This window comes from Paenibacillus tabacirhizosphaerae (assembly GCF_040812395.1).
Classification (GTDB): Bacteria; Bacillota; Bacilli; order Paenibacillales; family NBRC-103111; genus Paenibacillus_E.
The window spans coordinates 85,720-106,761 of record NZ_JBFNXH010000007.1 but is presented as its reverse complement, the minus strand read 5'-3'; the positions used below and the strand labels follow the sequence as shown (position 1 = coordinate 106,761).

Below are 21,042 nucleotides of genomic sequence, written 5' to 3'. Positions count from 1 at the left end.
CAGATGAACAAGAGCGACGAGTCCATCCTTCATGGCAATAGAGGTGCTTTGATCGTATTTGAAGGGATTAGCGGATCGGGAAAAAGTGAGGGGATCGTGACTTTGCTGCGCTATTTATCTGAGCTTGGTCACGCTCCTATTGTGATGGAATGGAATTCGAATTCGATCATCCGGGCATTGGTCTCCAAACTGGATCGCATGCGGCTGCTTACTTCAAATGTGTACAGTGTATTGCAATGGATTAGTTTCATGATTGACTACATGTCAGTAGTCAGGCCTGCCATGATATCCGGTAAAACCGTAATCGCAGATCGGTACATCTATACGGGACTGACCCGCGATGAGGTGAATGGCGCGACTAGGTGGATCGGCAGGCTCATTCATCGGTGGATCCGTAAACCTCATCTGGTGCTTTATTACAATACGCGTCCCCAAGTGTGCCATGAACGGATTCGCAAGCGGGGCAAAACATTGTTTCATACGAAAAGAGCCAAGGGGGACACGCCTGTCGATGAATTGTCTTACTTGGTCGATATGCAACAGGCCTATTCCCGTATCCTCTCCAAAATGAGTTCGAAAGAAGTGGATGTTATCTTCATCGAGGAATCATCCATTCATATGGAGATGTATGCAGCCGCATGTATCCAACGGATAGCTGGCCATCGCTATCGGAATTCGAGCAGTTCTGTAGCGAATCGGAAGGAGAAAGCGAGGGAAATGTAGTGGAATTGCAAGCTTATTTGGAAAATCTTGTTGCGATTAGTCACTTTCCAATCACATTTGCTGGTGATGTACCCAATGCGCTGAGCCGTTGGCTCGTGCGCAGTATAGTTGCAGATAACGATGCAATGGCGGGGACGGAGCCCATTTTAGACCTGGATGCCCGATTGCTGCTTTATCATGAGCTGGCCTTGCTGGATAAGGAAGTAATTGAAGCCAATTGGCGTCAATATACCGCTGATATGATTGATCGCTATCAGGAGGTGAATACGCCGAGTCCGCTGTTTACCGTCCAGCCCAATAAGTTCATGTACGCGTTGAACACGGTATATTGCGAGCAAGAAAGAGATACGCTTGTCAATGTGATCACGTATTTCCCGACACCTGTTCGGATGTGGATTAATGGCGAGCTTGTAGTAACAGGCAATCACAACTATTTGATTAAAGACTACTTTTTCATGTGCCGGTTTCGCGAAGGAAGCAACACGGTTTTGCTCGAATGGCCTTTATCGCTGCATCATCCTGTAACGAACCAGGAATTCATCGTCAAGCTTAATCCGGTATCCTCTATTTTGCAAAACGCGAAAGGGTATATCGATGAGGATCTTCAGCCTTACTACAAGCAAAGTGTCCGTATCTTTCCCGAAAGCGTCTATCATGCGTTGGGAGAGCCTATACGCTTTGTCGTGCTTCCGCAATATTGCAACGGTTCGTCTGAGCGAATTCGTATTCGTTTGTATACGGCGACTGGAGAATTACTGCACTCACAGGAGACGGCGAGTTCAAGAGTAACGATTGTCCCCAGTCATCCGGGCTTCGCAGGGCTGCTTCGCATCTATGCCGAGTCCATGGATGGCGGAGGGAAATCAGGGGAGACTTATGTGTTTTTCGGTGATTTCGATTGCTTTGTCGAGGAGCTGCTTATGCAAGTAGCTGGCCGGGGGGATTGCGATCCTGCTGTGCTGACGACCATCAAGGAAATGATGGGGCTCCCCAAAGTGTTCAAATCCCTTAACCAGTATGTGCCTGACGACATTTACAAAACCATTTTTCCTGTACTGGAGAAAGGTATCCAATACGCGTGCAGCCCCGAGGCGCCTGGTGAACAGGGGCATATGGACATCTTCGGGTCCAGTTACACCGTATTTGAGCGACAGCCCAATTCAGATCGGCTTGCTGCTTACACGATCTTTTTACCTGAGGATTACGATCCATTAGAAGCCTATCCGCTGGTTGTCTATTTCCATGATGCGCAAGCGCGATCCTTTCCAACCGATCTGCCTTGGGTCAAAAGGAGATCGACTTCCAGCGCCATTATCGTAAGTTTGGTGGGGATCGGAAGGCTCAATTATGTAGATGACTTCAACGTGATTCAACGGATAAGCAGTATCGCAGAGCAATATCATGTTGATCGCAATCGTATCCATCTTATTGGCTTCTGCACGGGCGGCCCGAAAACATATCGCATAGCTATGCAGGTGCCAGACGCTTTTGCAGGCATTGCGAGCATTGTTGGCGATATGCGGCTTCGCATTAATGATCCGGAGTATGAACTCCTCGATAATTTGAGCAATATGGCCGTGATGGGAATGATGAGCACGGAAAATTGGTTTTTCAACTCGACGCGCAAGCTGCAATTCTTGAAAGAGCTGCCTAAAGCGATGACGGGTATGTTTCACGGCTTCATGCATAATGAATTTAATGCGCTGCTGAATTCCAAGGTGCTTCTGGACAAGCTGATCTCATTTCGGCGGGATTCCTATCCTAAAGAGGTTAAGCTAAGTCCACTTGAACCGGGATACAATAAAGCCTATTGGGTCAAGGTGGAAATGATTGAAAATTTGCAAGAGATGACCTATGTGCACGCGACGAGAGTTTCCGCCGAACGCATTAATATTCAGATGCAAAACATTTCTGTTCTCAGCTTGCTGCTGAGCAGGGTTCACATGTCGCTAAGCAGCTCTATAGAGGTATCAGTCAATGGCGTTATTCGGCGAGTGGGCATTGCCGATGCGTGCAAGCTCGTCATTACCCTGGAAAACAACATGCTCCGTGTGGATGTGTTAAGGCTTGCTTCAGGGGAATTTGAGCAGCAATATCACGCTATTGGGATCGATATCAGACGAATGGGCATGAAGCAAATTTATTTGTCTGCCTGCACGATAATAAAGCCCGACAGCCTTCTGCATGGCAGACGGAGCTTGGCTAACAAGCTCGCATATCTTCTTCAAAATCCAATGAAAGATCGGTACATATACTATAAATACGAGTCATGCACAGAAGAGGAATTTGACTGGGATCAAGCGGATTCCGGCGATACCAACTTTGTGCTTCTTGTAGATGTGGAGAAAATCAATGAGAAGCAGCAGGAACTGCTGAATAAGCTTCAAATTCATGCTTCTAAAGATAAACTTGTGTATAACGATCAGATCTTTAACGGTGTGTACTTTACTTTTATCTTGTGCCGCCACCCTATGCATGCAGAGCGATTGCTTTTAATTGTAGCCTACAACAATAACGAGGTAGAGTGTGAAATGATCACATGGATGAACAGCCTTGATACGAACCCGCTCTTTTACAACGATGCCGTAGTGTTTCATGAAGGGAAGTATCATGGCTTTCGAGATCGACCTAATTTTCTGAGTAAGGGTGAGAACAATGACGCAACAACCTATGTGGGACAAAATCGCTAGCGCCCATGGAACGCCTGCCTACGTTTACGACGGCAATCGCATAGCCAACCAGTTCGAGCTTTTGAAGAGCTGCTTGCCCTCATCATTTGACATTTTCTTCTCGGTGAAATCAAACCCTTTGCTGGGTATTTGCGAATTGTTCAAAAAGCTCGGATCCTGCATCGAGGTTGCCTCTTCTGGCGAGCTGTTTATGGCGCTGCAAGCGGGATTTCATCCTCAGGATATTATTTTTACAAGTCCGGGAAAAACGAATGAAGATTTAACTTATGCCATTGAAAGCGGCATTTACAGTATTAATATTGAATCTATCGAGGAAGCAAGAGTGATCAACCAGATTGCTCTTCAACACGGACGTGTCGTTCCGATATCCGTACGCATCAATCCATCCTTTAACATTAACGGGGCAGGCCTGAAAATGACAGGGGTTTCCACGCAGTTCGGCATCGATCAATCCTTGCTGGAAGAGGCTTTCGATGTGATACAAAATCTGCCGTGCGTTCATGTGCGAGGCATACACATCTTCTCCGGCAGCCAAATGCTGGATGCGGATCACATTGTTCAAACGGTAGATGAGGTGATGAAGCTTGCTGTGCAGCTTATGGAAACCTACGAATGCAGGTTTGATTTTGTAGATATCGGAGGCGGCTTCGGAATCCCTTATTTTAAAGGTGAAACCGAGCTGGCCGTCGATCAGTTGCGGAGCGGCCTTGCGGCTGTATGGGAGCGATATCGGAGTCCGCTTGCCGGTGCCCGGATCGGTGTGGAAAGCGGACGTTTTCTGCTGGCCGAATCAGGTGTATTTATCACGAAGGTGCTGTATACAAAGGAGAGCAAGGGAGTCAAATACATCGTCTGTGATGGTGGATCCAATCAGCATGCTTCAACTGCTTTCCTCGGACGCTACGTCCGCAATAATTTCCCCATGCATTTGAGTGGCAAACAAGGTGAGCTTGAGGAAGTTAATGTGGTCGGTTCGCTCTGCACGCCAACGGATGTGTTGGGACAGAAGGTGATGCTGCCGAAAGCAGAAATCGGCGATTTGCTCGTTATTGAGAAATCCGGCGCCTACGGGCTTACCCATAGCCCGGTTTTGTTCCTCAGCCATGCGCTTCCTCCGGAGATTTTGCTCTATGAAGGGGATACGATCGTCCTGCGGGAAAGAGGACATTATACCGATTTCCTTAGAGGCCAGCACTCCTTGAACTCTATGCAAATTGCCGGTACGAAAGGGGTGTGATGGGAATGAGTAACTCGTTCCATTTGGTAGAATATGTGAATCGACAACGGACAAAGGGAAAGATCGTATGGCTAATGAACATTGGTGCAGAGAAATATTGGAACCGACTGAGTCCCGGTGTCGTTGATCGCAATGAAGAGCGCATTGTTAACCGGGTTGAAGAGATGAATCTGCTGTTATGCCGTGAGCAGGATATTCTGATTTTACGGCAGCAGCCGGATCCGGCTTATCTTGCACAACTCAGAGAATGGGGGTTCACGATTCCGACCATTGTTGTGCCGGCTGAAGTGGACAAGATCACGCCTATAGCTGAGCTGGTTCTGAAAGATGAGGCGCTGCTGGAAACACTCACGCTTGCTGCACTTGGGCGGGATGACGTCTATTTCGTGCCTTACGGCGTGACTTACTTAGAAGAACGCATAGCTGACCGATGCGGTCTGCAGCTCGTTGGCGCCCCATCTGACCTTCAGGCGCGGATCAATGATAAGGTGTTTAATCGAGAAATAGCGCAATCGCTAGGTTTGCAAACCTGTGAAGGCTTCATATGTACCCATGTCGATGAAATTCGGCTGGCCTACGAGCGTTTAACGGAAGAGTCCAGATTCGAGAAAGTGATCATTAAAGAACCGCATGGCGCATCAGGCAAAGGGTTGTATATTATCGATGATCCGAATAAACTTGCTCCGCTTCTCTCGCGATTAGCAAGAGTGGCCAGGAACAATCCGTCTGCAAGATGGCTGGTAGAGGGCTGGTATGAGAAGAAAGCTGATCTCAATTATCAGATTTACATCTCACCTAAGGGGGAAGTGGAGATGTTTTCTATGAAACAGCAGATTCTTCGGGACACTGTGTACATAGGATCCAAGCTTCCAGTTGATTTAGGCGCAGATCTGATGGATGCCTACCGGAACAATGCCCACCGCATTGGCTCCTATCTGTATGACATTGGTTACACCGGCGTTGCCGGCATTGACTCCATAATAACGGCAGATGATACCATCATTCCGATTATCGAGATTAACGGCAGGTTTACGTTATCTACGTATATTTCGTTTTTGGAGCGAACACTTGGCGACGTCAAGGTGTTTTCCCGTTATTTTAAATGTCAGACTGCTGAGGCGTGGGATTTTACGAAGATTTGCGATTTGTTTCAGCAGGAAGGGCTTCTTTATGACTCGGCCAAAGGGGAGGGTGTCTTTGTATATACCTCAGGAACGCTGCCTATCGAACAGGACGAGGGCGGGGACAAGTTCACAGGCCGCTTGTTTACGCTACTCATCTCGAAGAGCTGGGAACAGCTAGACGCGTGTAATTCTAGATTGGAGTCCCTCATGGCACAGTTGAATTAGAACACTTATGTTCATGTGATAGTGAAAACTATTGCATTTTATATAGATAAAAGTAGAGAGATAGGAGAGAGTGCTGTGAAGGTAAATTATCGTATTTTGCTTGTGTTTGCAGTTGTATTTTTGGCTGCTTTGTGGGTGACGGGCGTCGTATCGGCGGCTCCGGCGAACCCCGAAGAGCAAACGTTTGTTCAACCTTCGGGCGAGAATTTCAAGGCACGTCTGCAAGGCGACGAAAATCTTCACTGGGTGGAGACGAAAGACAACGAAATCGTAGTAAAAGACAGCAAGGGATATTGGAACTATGCATCCATGAATGGAGGGAAATTTAAGTCCAGCGGCAAAAAGTACAAGATCGACAGCAAACCGGGCTCCGCTGTGCATAAGGAAGATTTGCACAAGTGGATCAAGGAGCATCCGAAACCTCGGCAAGCTTCCGTATTCGAAGAAAGCGCCGATGCGCAAACTCCTTCGGGGTTGTCCGATCAAATCGCACAAGCAGCGGCAGCTCCATCGAGCGGAAGATTTTTCAATACGGACAACCAAAGCACGACAGGGAATCAAAAGATTCTCGTCCTGCTAATCGAATTTTCCGACACTAGCTTGATTTATTCCGAGGACTCATGGAACAAGCTGTTTTTCGACACGACGCCGAATAACAAAAGCGTTCGAAACTACTATGATGAAGTATCCAAGGGCCAGCTCCATTTCATTCCGGTCAGCGAGACGGCTGGTACGGCAAACGACGGCATCGTGAAGGTACATTTGAACCATTCGTACACTTCGGGCGAGGCACCGGTCAAAGAAGCTTTGCTTGCGGCGGATCCTTATATCAATGTGGCTTCCTTGGATACGAATGGCGACGGGTATATCCAAAACGACGAATTGCGGGTCGTGACGATTCTTGCGGGTTACGAAGGTTCTTATGGTGGTGGCACGCCATCCGTCTGGGGGCATATGACCGGCATGGGGGATATCGATAGCCCAGTGCTGGACGGCAAAAAGATGTGCGCGTTCAGTTATGGCGGCCACTATACCCAACAAGGGGAAAGGCACGGCGACCATCAAGCGACTCTTGGCATATTCGCTCACGAGCTTGGCCATACGCTTGGTCTGCCAGATCTGTACGATACCGACTACAGTTCTAATGGAATTGGCAACCACAGCTTGATGAGCTTTGGCAGTTGGGGTTCACAGTCTGGCGAGACGATAGGTTCGACGCCAGTCCATCTGGATGCTTGGTGCAAAGTGATTCTTGGCTTCGTCACTCCAACCGTTGCGCAATCCAGCACGAGCGTTGCTTATACGTTGAATTCGAGCGGTACGGGAAACTACAACGTGATCAAAATCCCGACTGACGATCCCCTGCAATATTTCTTATTGGAGAACAGGGAGCAGGAAGGCTATGATCGAGGTGATTATACCCACGGGGGCGTAGCGATTTGGCATATCGACCAGATCGGCTCTTCGAATTCGGACGAGAATCGTCGGATAGTGGACTTGGAAGAAGCGTCTTCGACGAATCCGAGTTATAATGGGTACTACTTTTTAGGGAATAACACTTCATTTACGCCGAACACCAATCCGAACAGCAACCGATTCGCCAACAGTTCGGTTTATGTGGATTACTCGGAGATATCGACCGGCATTAACGTCGATGTTCCACAAACTAATTCCAGCAGCATGACCGTTAACATATTTATCGCTAATCCAGTCGACACAGGAATCGTATCAGGAGCAATTTACAAATTAACGGCTCTGAATAGCGGCAAAAACTTGGATGTGGCAGGGGGCTCTACGGCGGATGGCGCGAACGTGCAGCAGTGGTCGAACAACGGCAACCTCCAGCAGCAATGGAAGGTCGTCGATGTCGGGAATGGATACTATAAGTTGATCTCGCAATCCAGCGGTAAAGTGTTGGATGTCGCTGGAGGTTCGACAGCGGATGGAGCTAACGTCCAACAGTGGACGGACAACGGAAATGCTCAGCAAAAGTGGAAAATTGTCGATGTCGGTAGTGGATACTATAAGTTGATCTCGCAATTCAGCGGTAAAGTGTTGGATGTCGCCGAAGGTTCGACAGCAGATGGAGCCAACGTCCAACAATGGACGGACAACGGCAATGCTCAGCAAAAGTGGAAATTCACGCTAGTTTCGTCGGCCGCCCAGGCGGCTTCGATCGAGCCAACCAGCGTGCAGTAAACCCATAAAGTTAAGCGGGACAAGGTTAGGGAATAAGAACGGCGGACTTATCCATTGTGGACAAGTCCGCCGTTTCTTTATTTGATCGAGTAAACTTTTGATTTTGCATTGGACAGGATGGGCGTAAAAGATCCGGAAGTTCCATAGCGGTTTGGAGGATTGAAATACCGCCTCGACTGCGAGAGATCGTGTTTTTGCATGGGTGAGCGGAACGTAGGTTCGTTAAGAGGCGGTATTTTCGGTTTTAGGGACATTTCGCGGAACTGCCGTGCGTTATGAGCAGGAAATGCTGGGTTTTCGGCACAGTTTTGCTCATTTAACGCACCACAGTTCCACTTCAGGGGGAGAAAAGGGACGTTACCGTGAAATAAGGCTTCGTAGTTCCGTAGATATCACCACGCATGGGGAATTGGCGATCCTGCAGTACCTCCTCGGTTTTCTTGTGAAGCTTGCGGAGGCGAAATGTCACCGAAATCTTACTCTTACAGGGGGGGTCATGGATAGGAATACCGGATGAAGAAAGAGAAGAAGGTAGCACAAAGTAGGACAGAAAGGGGAAGGGGTGCGGGGGGAAAAGCGATAGCGGTAGGAACCCCACACCCAATTTTCATGCTCAATTCCCTCCCAATGCCTGGACGTTTGGGACAGCCTCTTTCCTACTTGTTGATATAGGCGAAATACGCATCCGCCAAGCTTTTCACACCGCGCAGAATTTGTTCTTCATTCACATAGGAGAAGCAAAGTCTCGCATAGTGATGGCCTTCCGGATTCATGAAAAAGCTTTTGCCATCCACGAAGCTTACGCCACGATCAGCTGCATCTTGCAGAAAATCGCTTGTATTCACGTGATCACGGAAGCGTAGCCAAATATAGAAGCCCCCTTCAGGCAGATGGAAGGTCACGTGATCATTGAAGTGTTCTTTCACGGCTTGCGCCATAGTATCTCGTTGCTTTTTGTAGTGCTCGCTAAGGCTTTCCACATGGGCCTGGAAATGAAAGTTTTCTAATAGCTGCGCTACGATTTCTTGGGTGAATACACCTATGCTGCCGCCAAGGTTCAGAAGCTTTAGTTTGTCGATGACGCTTTTGTCTGCAATGACCCATCCAAGGCGAAGGCCGGGTGCAATAATTTTGGAAAATGTATTCAGATAAATGACTCTTTCTGGAAATAACGTGTAGAGAGGAGGGAACTTATTGCCAGTAAAATTCAATTCGGAATAGGCGTCGTCTTCGAGAATGAAGAAATTATACGTTTCCGCCAACTGGACTAGTCGTTTTCTTCGCTCGACGGAGAGCGTCACCCCGCCTGGATTATGATACGTTGGCATCGTGTAGAGGAACTTGGGTATAGGCTTATTTTGCTGCTTCGCTTCCAGAAGCGCATTTTCAATCAATTCTACTCGAACCCCTTCATCATCAATGGGAAAAGACGTGATTTGCGCTTCAGCGGTTCGGAACGATTGCAACGCGCTAAAGAAGGATGGGGATTCCACCCACACATGATCTCCTGGTTCGACCAGAATGCGGGTTGCTAAATCAATGCCTTGCGTCGAGCCATACGTAACCAGAATTTGGCTCGCATCGGCTTGAATCCCGTGGACAAGCGAACGCTTCTGTATCCATTCCAATATTTTGGCGGGTCCTGGAGCGCCTGAATATTGGAGCGCATTACGCCCATTGAGTGTTACCGCCTCGGTGGCAGCATGGGTTAGCTGTTCGATAGGGAATAAATGCGGAGCAGCAAAGCCAAATGACAAGTGAACATGATCTGGTTTCGTTACCGTCGTACTGCCGATAGATGGCGTAGTTGGTATTCGTTTGGCGAAAGAAAATGCTTCTATTAATTTCGACATGGGGTGCTCCCACCTTTTCAAAGTTATATGGAATAAGAAAGCTTTCTCTCAAGCGAAGGGACGGCTGCTTCTGAAACCTTGTTTAATACGCGATTCAGTATGAGGTTCTCGAAATAAATGAAGCCGTTATCCCGTTCTCGTGGACGCGCCAGCGTAATCCGGGTATCTAGCGCGATGTGGCCATCCTCAATCAACAGCACTCTGTCTGCGAGAGCGACGGCTTCACTGACATCATGTGTGACAAGAATGACAGTAAACCCTTGTTCAAGCCATAAGCGCTCGATTAATTGTTGCATTTCAATCCGTGTCAGGGCATCCAATGCGCCTAACGGCTCATCCAGCAGCAGGAGGCGGGGGCGGCTTACCAATGCTCGCGCCAAAGCAACCCGCTGTTTCTGTCCACCGGAGAGCACGTGGGGCCACGCATGGCTGCGTTCGGCCAATCCGACCTGGCTTAGGGCCTCAGCAGCGCTGCTCTTATTCTTGCTTGCCGCACCGATGTGCACATTATCAAGCACCTTTTTCCAAGGTAAAAGGCGCGCTTCCTGGAACAGGACCCGCGTATCCGAACTTGCTGCGTTTACCGAATGATGATTAAGGACAATCGTGCCTACGGAAGGCTGATCGAGGCCCGCAATCAATCGGAGCAGCGTGCTTTTTCCGCAACCGCTTCGACCGACAATTGCGATGAATTCTCCGGGTTCAATCGTCATATTGATGTCTTTCAGAATAGGTTTGGCATCGAATTGTTTCGATACTTGTTTAATATGAATTTGCGAGCCCTTTTTCTCTTGAATCATACGCCCTTCCCCTTTATACAGTTATCGTTTCGCATAATTTGGATTCCACGCAAGCCACCATCTCTCCAGCAGCTTGGCGGCCGTGTCCGACAATTTTCCCAGAAGAGCGTAGATCAAGATACTAAGAACGATGACGTCCATTTGGAAAAATTCTCTCGCGTTCATGGCCATATAGCCTAAACCCGATTTGGCGGCAACCGTCTCAGCGACAATAAGGGTTAGCCACATGATGCCTAAGGCATATCGGAGGCCGACAAGAATGGAAGGCAGCGCACCAGGTAAAATAATATGCCAATACAGAGCTAGACGGTTCAGTCCGTATACTTTCCCCATTTCAATTAATCCGGGATCGATGGAACGAATACCGTGGAACGTATTCAAGTAAATCGGGAAAAACACGCCTAAAGATACGAGAACAAGCTTAGCGGGTTCTTCGATTCCGAACCAAATGATGACAAGGGGAATCAGGGAGAGATGCGGTACAGTTCGAACCATCTGGATAGAAGAGTCTGCCAATTTCTCAGCAGTTCGGGAGAACCCGTTTAGCAGTCCGAACAGAAAACCAATGCCGCCGCCTACGAGCAGGCCGCTGAAGGCTCGCTTGGCGCTAATGCCGACATGCGTCAATAGCTCACCGGTTTTCAACATGCCGATCAAGATGCTAAGCACTTTCACGGGCTGCGGCAAAACATGCTCAGGGATGATGCCTGAACTCGTTAAGAGATGCCAGGCTAATAAGATTAGAATGGGAATAATCCAGGGCGCAACCAGATAGAAGCGCTGTTTAGCTCTTGATTCTTTCAATTCTCTACACTCCTGTCTTACGGAATTGATTTTATGGAGCGGTTATTTTCTTGAGATCTTCTTCAAATGCCCGGCTCCATGTGGTGCTGACATCAATTTTGCCCTTGAGCAGCCCTACACTGCTGAGCGTATCAGCAACGTCCTGCTGGGAAGCTATCGGCTTTTGGAAATTGGCTGTAAGCTTGGATGGCCGTTGCTCCTCACCCTTTTTCAGTGTGTCGAGCGCCTGCTCAACCGGCTGCTTCGTATTGGCTGCCGTAATTTCTGCCCATTTTTGTTTATTGTCCCGGGTCCAGGCATAGAACTTGTTCAGGCGTGTGAGAAAATCGACGATGGCCGCATGTTTCGCAGGGTCGCTGATTGCATCGGGGGTAGCCTCGTAAAGGAAGTTGCCGGAAAGAATATCCTTGGCGCTGGCAAGCTCTGTCGCTCCATTCTGGTGAGCGGAAATAATTGCGTTGCCGTAGCTTGCCAATGCGTCGACTTTGCCGCTGATGAGCGCGCTTAATCCATCGGAAGTAGACAAAGGAACAGCGTCGATATCTGTCCAGGCCAACCCGGCGTTCTGAAGGATTTTAACGAGAAAATAATGCGCTGTTGTGGCATTGACATAAGCGACCTTTTTTCCTTTCAAATCGGCGACGCTCTTGAGCGTTGAACCCTTGGGAATCACGATTTCCTGGTTCAGGGTCGTGGATTCAAAGGAGGCAATGACTTTGAAGTTTCCGCCATTAGCGGCTTGGGAAGCAAATAAAGGCGGGATTTCGCTCGTTGAGCCTACATCCAGATTGTTGGCAGCCATGGCTTCAAGCTGCAAATTGCCTCCTTGGAATACGTTGTATTGCACCTTATAAGGCGTGTCGCTAAGACCTGCTTCTTTAAAACCTAACTCCAAATTACCCCAGCCGGTTTGCCCCACACGAAGCGTGACTTTGCTCAAATCAACTGAAGGCGTGGCAGGGGCGCTGCTTGTTGCAGATGTTGCGGCTGGAGGGGTTGTACTTGGGGCTTTTTGGCTCCCTGTGCTAGCAGAATTACTTGCGCAGCCTGCTGTGAGTCCCAGGATCGACAATGAAATAAGAGTGTGGCTGGCAACTTTTTTGAATACGAACATTTTGTTATTTCCACCTTTCTGAATGCGAAAAAAATTATGATTTGGCATATGCCTCTTGAATAATCCGGTGTCCCCATTGATCCGCTTGGAGAATCGCTTGGGCCAGGAGAGATTCATTCACTTCAAATGGTAATCCTCTCGTTGCGTCTTCCCGCAGGTGAACGCCTTTTGCAATTTCTACAGCAATACGGGCTGGGTCTTCATCGATTCCCAACTCTTGCAAAGTGATTGGCAGCCCGAGCTTATGGAGCAGAGTGGCTAGACGCTGTATCTCATCATCTTCACGCGCTTCCAGAACAATTTGGGTGAGAAGTCCGAATGTGACCTTCTCCCCATGCAGCGTGCTGCTCGTTTGCGGAATATAGGTCAAACTGTTGTGAATCGAATGCGCGATTGCCGCACGCGCTGTCGTGCCTTGGACGGTTCCGGCCAAGCCGGCCAATACGATGACGGCATCGACTGCTTCCTGGAGGGCAGGTGTCACTTCGCCAATCCCTGCAGCTTCATAAGCTTGCAAGGCGTACACGTGCAGCCTGTCGAGCGCGAGCTTGGCAGTTTGGGTAGCAATGCGAATATCCAAACCGTCAGGTGTGTCGTTGCTATTTACGACAGTTTCATACCATTTCACAAGCGTATCGCCAATGCCTGAGGCTAAGTAACGTTTAGGCGCAGAAGCGAGGATTCGTGTGTCGGCAAGAACTAAAACTGGCGATCGTTGATTCAGCACATAACTGGAGGAACGTCCTAATTCATCATAGAGGATAGAGACGGCCGCCCATGAAGCGCAGGTTGCAGCGACTGTAGGAACAGCGACTACCGGGATTCCGAGCTTGCCGCCTACCGCCTTGGAAATGTCCAATACCTTACCGCCGCCAACACCGATAATGACATTGGCTAGCTGCTCTAGCGCAGTTTGCGTATATGTTTCGATTTCTTGGGATGTGACTTTCCCGCCAAATTCAACAATTGAATAGGAAACGCCGGATTCCTGTAAGCTGTCAAGCAACTGCGGCTTCACGGCTTGGAGCGCTTTTTTTCCGGCAATAATTAGCGCTGTCTTACCGAAGGGGGCAATCAACGGCCCGCTTTTGGATAAAATGTCCGGCTCACTCCAATACTGCTCCGGTGCTTTAACGGTGATCATTTTTGAACACTCCTTTTCAAATTTCCGTGGCCTCTTATAATTATAAGAATTCCTATTGATTATGTAGGATTTATATCATAAATGTACCATCCGATTCTTCTTATCGTCTAATTGGTGTTTTCTATTCATCAATAGAATTGTTCTATACAACCATTGTAAACCAAGAAGAACCCAGATCTGCTGGACGGCAGTTCCGGGTTTCTTTTCACAACAAGATGTTATTCTTCAAAAAACTGAACTTCTGCCACAGAAGTTGAGTAGGCTCCGTTATTTGCAGTGAAGACAAGGCGATAGCGGTCATAATATGAATTATTTACATTATTGAAGGTGTAGGTGAAATTCGGGTAATGATAATTATCTTCGGTGTGCAAAATGACCCAACTGCCGTTATTATTGGATCCTTGCAGTGTCCATTTATTCGGCACATTCCCTAAAGGTTCGGAAGAAGTCCTGAGTGTATAGCTTTTAACCTTCTTTTGACTAGTGAAACTATAGCGCAGCTCTCCGTAAACGCCACTTGACGTGGACCAATACGTGCTGTCGTTATGATCAAATGCCTTATAAGCTTCATGAGTGGCCCATTCACTGCTCGCGTAAGCGGTTCCCAATGGGTTCGTATTCGAAGTCATGGTTGGAACAATATTGCCGGATGCGCTTACGCCAACAACGCTTAATGCGGTAATAATGAGTAGAGATGTGCATGAAACCAGCGTTTTTTTTCGAAATGATCCTTTATTTAACCATTGCATGTCATTTCAGCTCCTTTTCGCTCATCGTCATTGTGAAACAGTATGCTACATAATCCAGGAGCAAGCCTGTTGTTTTACATGCGAAAATCCCCTCCTAAATGAATGATTGGTGTTGTAGCTCCTCAACAATGTAACATGTTAATTTTAAAAATATTGTTATAATTTGGTATTTATATCAAGTTTAGCTAAACGGAAACCACTGATAGATGAACGTCTAGCGTAGGAGTCGGATATCGGAGTTTTAGACATTTCTTATCTATAAAGCACATTTTAGCTTACTTATCGCTATAAGCAATTGACCAGTAGGCTAATGTACATATGCCGTCAGGTTTGTGTGTGACGTGTTCGCAGAGCGGAGAGATTCCGCACGCATCGTGTGGTACGAGCTTTTGACAGGATGGAGGTAGAAGATCCGGGAGTGCTACAGCGGTTTGGCGTATTGAAATACCGCCTCGATCTGCGAGAGATCGTGTTTTTGCATGGGTGAGCGGAACGTAGGTGCGTTAAGAGGCGGCATTTTCGGTTGCAGGGACATTTCGCGGAACTACCGTATCTTATGAGCAGGAAATGCTGGGTTTCAGGCACGTTTTCGCTCATTATAACGCACCCTAGTTCCTCTTCAGGGGGAGAAAAGGGACGTTACCGTGGAATAAGGCATCGTAGTTCCGTCGACATCGCTGTGCATGTGGAATAGGCGGTCCGGAAGTACCTTCCCGGTTTTCTTGCGAAGCTTGCGGAGGCGAAATGTCTCCGGAATCTTACAAGGGTGTTTGAATAGGAATACCGGATGGAAGACAGGTTAGTCAAACGAGAAGTGGAAGGCAGCGCAAAGTTGAACTGAAAGGCCAACCAGATATTTCTGGCTGACCTGATAGTACGAAGAGAAGGAGTGTGGGGTGGAAAAGCGATAGCATTCGCCTTAAAGTCGTGTTCGCACCACTTAACGCGGTTACATAGCTCTTATTTCAAGCAACTCATATTTAATGATTCCCATAGGCGCGTTTACGCTAATAATGTCGCCTACGGATTTACCCATGAGAGCATCTCCTAGAGGACTCTCGTATGAAATTTTATTTTCGAGAACATCTGCCTCGGAGGAGCCCACGATCCGATATTCGATTTTCTCCGAAAATTCCACATCATTGAGAATCACGACAGAGCCCACTTGAACGGTCGATGTGTCGATACGCTCCACGACGCGCGCTTTTTTTAACATTCTCTCGATCGTCATGATTCTTGTTTCCATAAACGATTGATCATTTTTCGCGGAATGGTATTCGCTATTTTCTTTGAGATCTCCATAACTAATCGCAGTCTTAATCCGAGCGGCTAATTCTCTGCGTTTTACAGTTTTGAGATCCTCCAGTTCAAATTCTAATTTAGCCAACCCTTCCGGGGTTAAAATAATTTCGTCATTCGACATTTTTGCAGCTCCTATTTCATCATACGATTTAATTTAACTTTCTTTCTTGCATTTTACACTATATCCAGCCGCGATGCGAAATTGACAAAGAAAAACAGTCGAACAGGCGGTTTTTCCTGTGCGACTGTTAGATGTAAGAAGTTAACCTGTGAGTAATGTGGATAATATTTACATGAAATTGGTATAAGTCACAAGTTGTGCGACTATTATATAGTAGCTACAAAATATATTTTTCTTTGAGTTCTCAGCCTTACTAAGACGGGGGGTGAGACGTATGAGATTCATCGTTATCATTATCTCTATTTTAGGTAACGTTTCCACGATTATTGATTTCTGGTTTACGTTGCGCAAATTTATGAAATGGCTTCGACGCCGTTCGAAACAAACAAAGACCACCCTTTAGGTTAACGGCCACACAGGTAGTCTTTATTTGTAACAGAAAGTGAAACAAGTTGATGGAGGAGTTAGGGGTTCATCCCTGACTCCTTATTTATTGTATTAGGTAAAGGTGTTTTCATGACTCCTTTCATGCATTTTATTTTTTAATAAATGTTTAACATTTAATTTACAGCCCCTTCATTTTTGACGCTTATTATGGAAAGATAGGGAAAGGAAAGCAGTTAATCTTCGAGCGGAAATTCGTTAAAAATTCACGGGCCCAATAGGAGGAACGCTTTACCATGAAGGTAATCCCACGCATCTTGATCTTGACCGCCGGTTATGGAAATGGACACGTACAAGCATCGAAAGCACTGCAGGAGCAGTTCGAAAGTCAGGGCATTCAGCAAGTAACCACGCTTGATCTTATGAAAGAAGGGCACCCTTTTTTGAATACAATATCCATTTCTCTGTATAACAAAAGCGCGCAAATATCTAGAATGGGGCTTGATTATTACGGCTGGAGTTACTATTGGACACGTGAGGCCGAGCATAATGCGCTGATTAACCGTTCTTTCAATAATCTGGGAAGGAAGAAACTGATCCAGCACATCCAGAATGGACAACCGGATATTATCGTGAGCACATTCCCGTTCGGATCTGCGCCAGAAGTGTGCAGCTCCTTTGGCATTCGCAATTATACGGTGCTGACGGACTATGCTCTTCATTCCCGCTGGATTCATCCCAAAGTGGATAAATATTATGTGGCTACAGAAGAATTGAAACAGCAAATCATGCGGAAGGGTTTCTCTCCAGACCGCATTGAAGTCAGCGGCATTCCGATTCGCCGGCAGTTCGATGAACTTCGGAGTGACAGGAGACTTCTTTTGGAGATGAGCATGAAACCAAACATTCTGATCATTGCAGGAGATGATGGAATCTCGCCGTACATGGATCACATGGTGTATGCGTTATCAGCCATTGGTGATAATAGAGTAACAATCGTCTGCGGACGGAATGAGAAGCTCAAGATTCGGCTTGACGCTCAGTTCAGCTCTGCTCCCGATTTGCAGATTCTCGGATACGTTAACCACCTGCATGAACTGATGTCGCAAGCTTCTTGTGTGATTACGAAAGCGGGGGGGCTCACATTGACGGAGGCAATTGCTGTATGCACCCCAATTTTTATTTTCAAACCTTATGCAGGTCAGGAGAAGGAGAATGCGATATTTTTGTCGCAAAGAGGTGTTGCCCTGATCTCTCATCATGTGGAGGAGCTTGCCGCTCAAGTGCAAAGGCTGTTAGCTAACCCGATGTTGGCAGAGGAAATGAGGAATTGCATGTTAGCTTTGAACAAGAAACGGGCAGCTTCAACCATTGTGCATAGTATCGTTGAATCGTTTGGTGAACCCGTGCCGTTATCCGTATGAGAGGAAGGGATTGCGGCCAAGGATTTGTGCTTCTCAAAAACGTCCTTTTCCCATATTCTTAAAAGACCATCATTTTCTTGGGGAAGAGTGTGATTGGCATGAGCAAAATGTTCGGGTTCATTCTAGTGCTTTTGTTTGTGTATACAATTTTGCCTACGATTTTGATTCGTCTGTTTCGGGTTGGGACATACAACAAGGGAAAGCAAGGAAATGGCATTGCACTGACGTTCGACGATGGCCCCGACCCTGAGTATACGCCTCAATTATTAGATCTTTTGGGGAAATATGAGGTCAGAGCGACTTTTTTTGTCCTTGGATCTAAGGCTGCAAAGCACCCCGACTTGATTATGAGGATGCATAAAGAGGGGCATTTGGTCGGGATACATAATTACGTGCATTGGACGAACGCCTTCCTGACACCCCGGAAAGTCAGAAAACAAATCGATGACTCCGTACAAGTCATTGAGAACATTATCGGGATCAAGCCGGTTCACTATCGCCCGCCCTGGGGCATTATTAATATTTTCGATTTGCTGCTGCTTAAACGATTTCGATTGGTTTTCTGGTCTCTTATGGTGGGGGATTGGAGAAGCAGAGGGGGAAAGGAAAGAATCGAAGCGAAGCTCCTCGCCAATTTGAAAAATAACGATGTCATTGTGCTGCATGACAGCGGACAGACATTAGGTGCAAATAAGAACGCTCCGATCTATATGCTGGAGGCTCTGAATGATTTTCTGAAAGAATGCAGGAAGCGGGGCTACGCTTTTCTGCGGATCGATACCAAGGTGCAGATTGAAGAAAAGGCGAGGCAAGGAAGCATGGGGATTATGAAAAAGCTGCTGGTGTTCTTATGGTTGAAATGGGAGCATGTTTTCCATAGGCTGTTTAACATACATTCGATTGATGGGAATCATCCGATTTTCTTTAGCAGGCAACGGAAGTATCAGGGCAAGACGATCGCTTTGGAAAATGGCGGGGAAATTCGCACTGGAGACGTCGTCGTCGAACTTCATTTCAATAATGAGAAGCTGTTTCATCTCATCACCGAGTCGAACTCGATGGTACAACTGGCTGTAACTATGATTCGCGATGTACAGCGATTTCTTCCCATGATGACGCAATATCTGAGGCTTCACGATGAGGTCAAGGGCGTTTACGGCATTACGATGATCCACCGCGGCTCTAAGCAATTGGGTTTTACAGTCGAAGAACTCCCAAGAGGTCTGTTCAACTTGCTAAGCCAAGTGTATTTGCGGATTCTTTTGTGGGTATTTCATCCTGACGGAAGACACCGCTTAGTATTGAAGAAAGGGATGCTGTCTCCGTGTATCGTGGCGATTTCCGTGGAAGAGTTGAAGCGGAGATATCCGTATGGCGACGACCAATAATACAGGAAGCTTAGTCTAGAAACGCCACGGCGTACGGACTAAGCTTTTTTTGACGCCAGATACCCATGCTAACAGAAAGCGTATGTCGTCAGGTATGTGTGTGACGAGCTCGCAGAGCGGAGATTCCGCACGCATCGTGGGGTGCGAGCATTTGACAGGATGGACGTAGAAGATCCGGAAGTGCCACAGTGGTTTGGATCGCCCCCTACCGCCTCGATATGCGATAGATCGTCTGTTTGCACGGGTGAGCGGAACGTGGGTGCGTTAAGAGGCGGTATTTTCGGTTGTAGGGACGTTTCGCGGAACTATCGTGCGTTATGAGCAGGAAATGCTGGGTTGTAGGCATGTTTTCGTTCATTTAACGCACCCTAGTTCCGCTTCAGGGGGAGAAAAGGGACGTTGCTATGGAATAAGGCATCGTAGTTCCGTCGATATCGCTGTGCATGGGGAAAAGGCGGTCCAGCAGCGCAGCGCCTCCTCCGTTTTCTTGCGAAGCTTGCGGAGGGGATGGGTGTGGGGTGGAGAAGCGTTAGCGCTCGTATTTGAAATCGTCTTATTACCACTAAGTAAATTCAATAAAATGACGATTTCAAGAAACGGTCGGAACCCCATTCTTAAGTCCACTCCCCATGCTCAAACGTATGGGTTTAGACAATGGGATCCGTTCAACATCCCCTCCTATGAATGGTGGGGTTCAGGAAAATTCAGAAAGCTTTAGAAATTCCTTCACTCGTTCTAAAGTGGCAACTTGCTATTCATTGTCCTTGCTTTTTTATTTTTCTTTTTCCTTTTTACGAGGCCTATTGTTCGGTATTTACGGACTTTGGCAGACGGGCTTATGTCGATCGCGAATGGAAACCTGGATTGCCGCGTGCCCTTGTTAAGAAGAGATGAACTGGGGGATGTGGCGCAAAGTATTAATTATATGGCTGAACAGCTGCAGATGATGATGAAAAAGGAGCGTCAGATCGAAACGTCGAAAATGGAGCTGATTACGAATGTCTCTCACGATCTGCGCACGCCGCTGACAAGCATGATCGGCTATTTGAATTTGTTGCAAATGGATGATTATCAGAACCTAGAGGAACACAAGCGTTTCATCAATAACGCCTATAACAAAACGCAGCAATTAAAAAAGCTCGTTGATGATTTATTTGAATACACGCATCTAACGAGCGGAGCCGTAAACTTGTCATTCAAGACAATTGACCTTGTCGGTTTACTGGAACAAATCATCATTGAGTTCGAGCCCATCGCCAAAGAATATGGAATCACGGTTGATAAAGTATGGGAAATGAAACCTGTGCCGGGTGCCCTCGATGTGGAGAAATTCGTAAGGGCACTCGATAATTTATTGATGAATGCACTCAAATTTTCCGATAAACCGGGCGAAATTACAGTTCTTCTTACTGAATTCGAGCATCGTATCTATATGGCCGTTGAAAATCGCGGAGAACCGATAACGGAGGAACAAGAGCTGCAGTTGTTTGAACGTTTCTATAAGGCAGACCCTTCGCGGCATGATAATCAGGTTCCCCAAGGCTCCGGCCTAGGGCTTTCCATCGCGAAAAACATCATTGATCTCCATGGCGGCACCATAGGTTTGTTGCATAAAGATGGCTATTATACCTTTTATATCGAGCTGCCCCGACTGCATAACGGGCCTAAACCGATTTGATAAAACTTATGTCAATGGATCGGCAGGGTAGCTCTGGATCAGCTTTTTAACGATGGCGAGACCGAGATCGGAATGCGAGGCCT

Annotated in this window: 16 protein-coding genes; 9 read left to right on the top strand and 7 right to left on the bottom strand. The window is 47.2% G+C overall.

What is annotated here, in order from left to right; genetic code table 11:
* Positions 1-3: 3 nt before the first annotated feature.
* From ABRS97_RS14690 to ABRS97_RS14670, 5 genes are all read left to right on the top strand, one after another.
* A complete protein-coding gene (locus ABRS97_RS14690) occupies positions 4-723 on the top strand; it encodes a dTMP kinase (RefSeq protein WP_367815097.1) in 720 nt (239 codons plus the stop codon).
* Positions 723-3,413 (top strand): hypothetical protein, encoded by a 2,691-nt coding sequence (locus ABRS97_RS14685; RefSeq protein ID WP_367815099.1) that lies wholly within the window; start codon positions 723-725, stop codon positions 3,411-3,413. The genes ABRS97_RS14690 and ABRS97_RS14685 overlap by 1 nt, the downstream gene beginning before the upstream one ends.
* The gene (locus ABRS97_RS14680; protein ID WP_367815101.1) at positions 3,379-4,650 is read left to right on the top strand and encodes a type III PLP-dependent enzyme; all 1,272 of its coding nucleotides are present in this window, start codon (positions 3,379-3,381) and stop codon (positions 4,648-4,650) included. Before ABRS97_RS14685 ends, ABRS97_RS14680 begins: the two co-directional genes overlap by 35 nt.
* A 5-nt stretch (positions 4,651-4,655) precedes the next feature.
* Positions 4,656-5,999 carry a preATP grasp domain-containing protein gene (locus ABRS97_RS14675; RefSeq protein WP_367815103.1) on the top strand — a complete coding sequence of 448 codons (1,344 nt, stop codon included), beginning with the start codon at positions 4,656-4,658 and terminating at the stop codon, positions 5,997-5,999.
* A 75-nt stretch (positions 6,000-6,074) separates the two neighbouring features.
* Positions 6,075-8,198, top strand: coding sequence for a M6 family metalloprotease domain-containing protein (locus tag ABRS97_RS14670; RefSeq protein ID WP_367815105.1), 2,124 nt, complete (start codon positions 6,075-6,077; stop codon positions 8,196-8,198).
* A gap of 656 nt (positions 8,199-8,854) precedes the next feature.
* Here ABRS97_RS14670 and ABRS97_RS14665 read toward each other — a convergent pair.
* The 7 genes from ABRS97_RS14665 to greA all read right to left on the bottom strand — a co-directional run bounded on the left by ABRS97_RS14665 (position 8,855) and on the right by greA (position 16,085).
* Complete coding sequence (locus ABRS97_RS14665) at positions 8,855-10,051, bottom strand: aminotransferase-like domain-containing protein (RefSeq protein ID WP_367815106.1); 1,197 nt, start codon at positions 10,049-10,051, stop codon at positions 8,855-8,857.
* Between the two features lie 23 nt (positions 10,052-10,074).
* Positions 10,075-10,851, bottom strand: coding sequence for an ATP-binding cassette domain-containing protein (locus tag ABRS97_RS14660; protein ID WP_367815107.1), 777 nt, complete (start codon positions 10,849-10,851; stop codon positions 10,075-10,077).
* Between the two features lie 21 nt (positions 10,852-10,872).
* Complete coding sequence (locus tag ABRS97_RS14655) at positions 10,873-11,655, bottom strand: ABC transporter permease subunit (RefSeq protein WP_367815108.1); 783 nt, start codon at positions 11,653-11,655, stop codon at positions 10,873-10,875.
* A gap of 31 nt (positions 11,656-11,686) precedes the next feature.
* Complete coding sequence (locus tag ABRS97_RS14650) at positions 11,687-12,769, bottom strand: ABC transporter substrate-binding protein (RefSeq protein WP_367815109.1); 1,083 nt, start codon at positions 12,767-12,769, stop codon at positions 11,687-11,689.
* Positions 12,770-12,803: 34 nt separating this feature from the next.
* The gene (locus tag ABRS97_RS14645) at positions 12,804-13,913 is read right to left on the bottom strand and encodes an iron-containing alcohol dehydrogenase family protein (RefSeq protein ID WP_367815111.1); all 1,110 of its coding nucleotides are present in this window, start codon (positions 13,911-13,913) and stop codon (positions 12,804-12,806) included.
* A gap of 218 nt (positions 13,914-14,131) precedes the next feature.
* The gene (locus tag ABRS97_RS14640) at positions 14,132-14,662 is read right to left on the bottom strand and encodes a galactose-binding domain-containing protein (RefSeq protein WP_367815113.1); all 531 of its coding nucleotides are present in this window, start codon (positions 14,660-14,662) and stop codon (positions 14,132-14,134) included.
* Positions 14,663-15,611: 949 nt separating this feature from the next.
* Complete coding sequence (gene greA, locus ABRS97_RS14635; RefSeq protein WP_367815115.1) at positions 15,612-16,085, bottom strand: transcription elongation factor GreA; 474 nt, start codon at positions 16,083-16,085, stop codon at positions 15,612-15,614.
* A 274-nt stretch (positions 16,086-16,359) separates the two neighbouring features.
* Here greA and ABRS97_RS14630 point away from each other — a divergent pair, with 274 nt between their 5' ends.
* From ABRS97_RS14630 to ABRS97_RS14615, 4 genes are all read left to right on the top strand, one after another.
* On the top strand, positions 16,360-16,488 hold the full coding sequence (locus ABRS97_RS14630) for a hypothetical protein (RefSeq protein ID WP_367815117.1): 129 nt from the start codon (positions 16,360-16,362) through the stop codon (positions 16,486-16,488).
* Positions 16,489-16,765: 277 nt separating this feature from the next.
* Positions 16,766-17,893 (top strand): MGDG synthase family glycosyltransferase, encoded by a 1,128-nt coding sequence (locus ABRS97_RS14625; RefSeq protein WP_367815119.1) that lies wholly within the window; start codon positions 16,766-16,768, stop codon positions 17,891-17,893.
* A 98-nt stretch (positions 17,894-17,991) separates the two neighbouring features.
* Positions 17,992-19,281, top strand: a complete 1,290-nt coding sequence (locus tag ABRS97_RS14620; RefSeq protein WP_367815121.1) for a polysaccharide deacetylase family protein — start codon at positions 17,992-17,994, stop codon at positions 19,279-19,281.
* 748 nt (positions 19,282-20,029) lie between these two features.
* Entirely contained in the window at positions 20,030-20,959 is a 930-nt protein-coding gene (locus tag ABRS97_RS14615; protein ID WP_367815123.1) for a HAMP domain-containing sensor histidine kinase, read from the top strand.
* Positions 20,960-21,042: the final 83 nt, after the last annotated feature.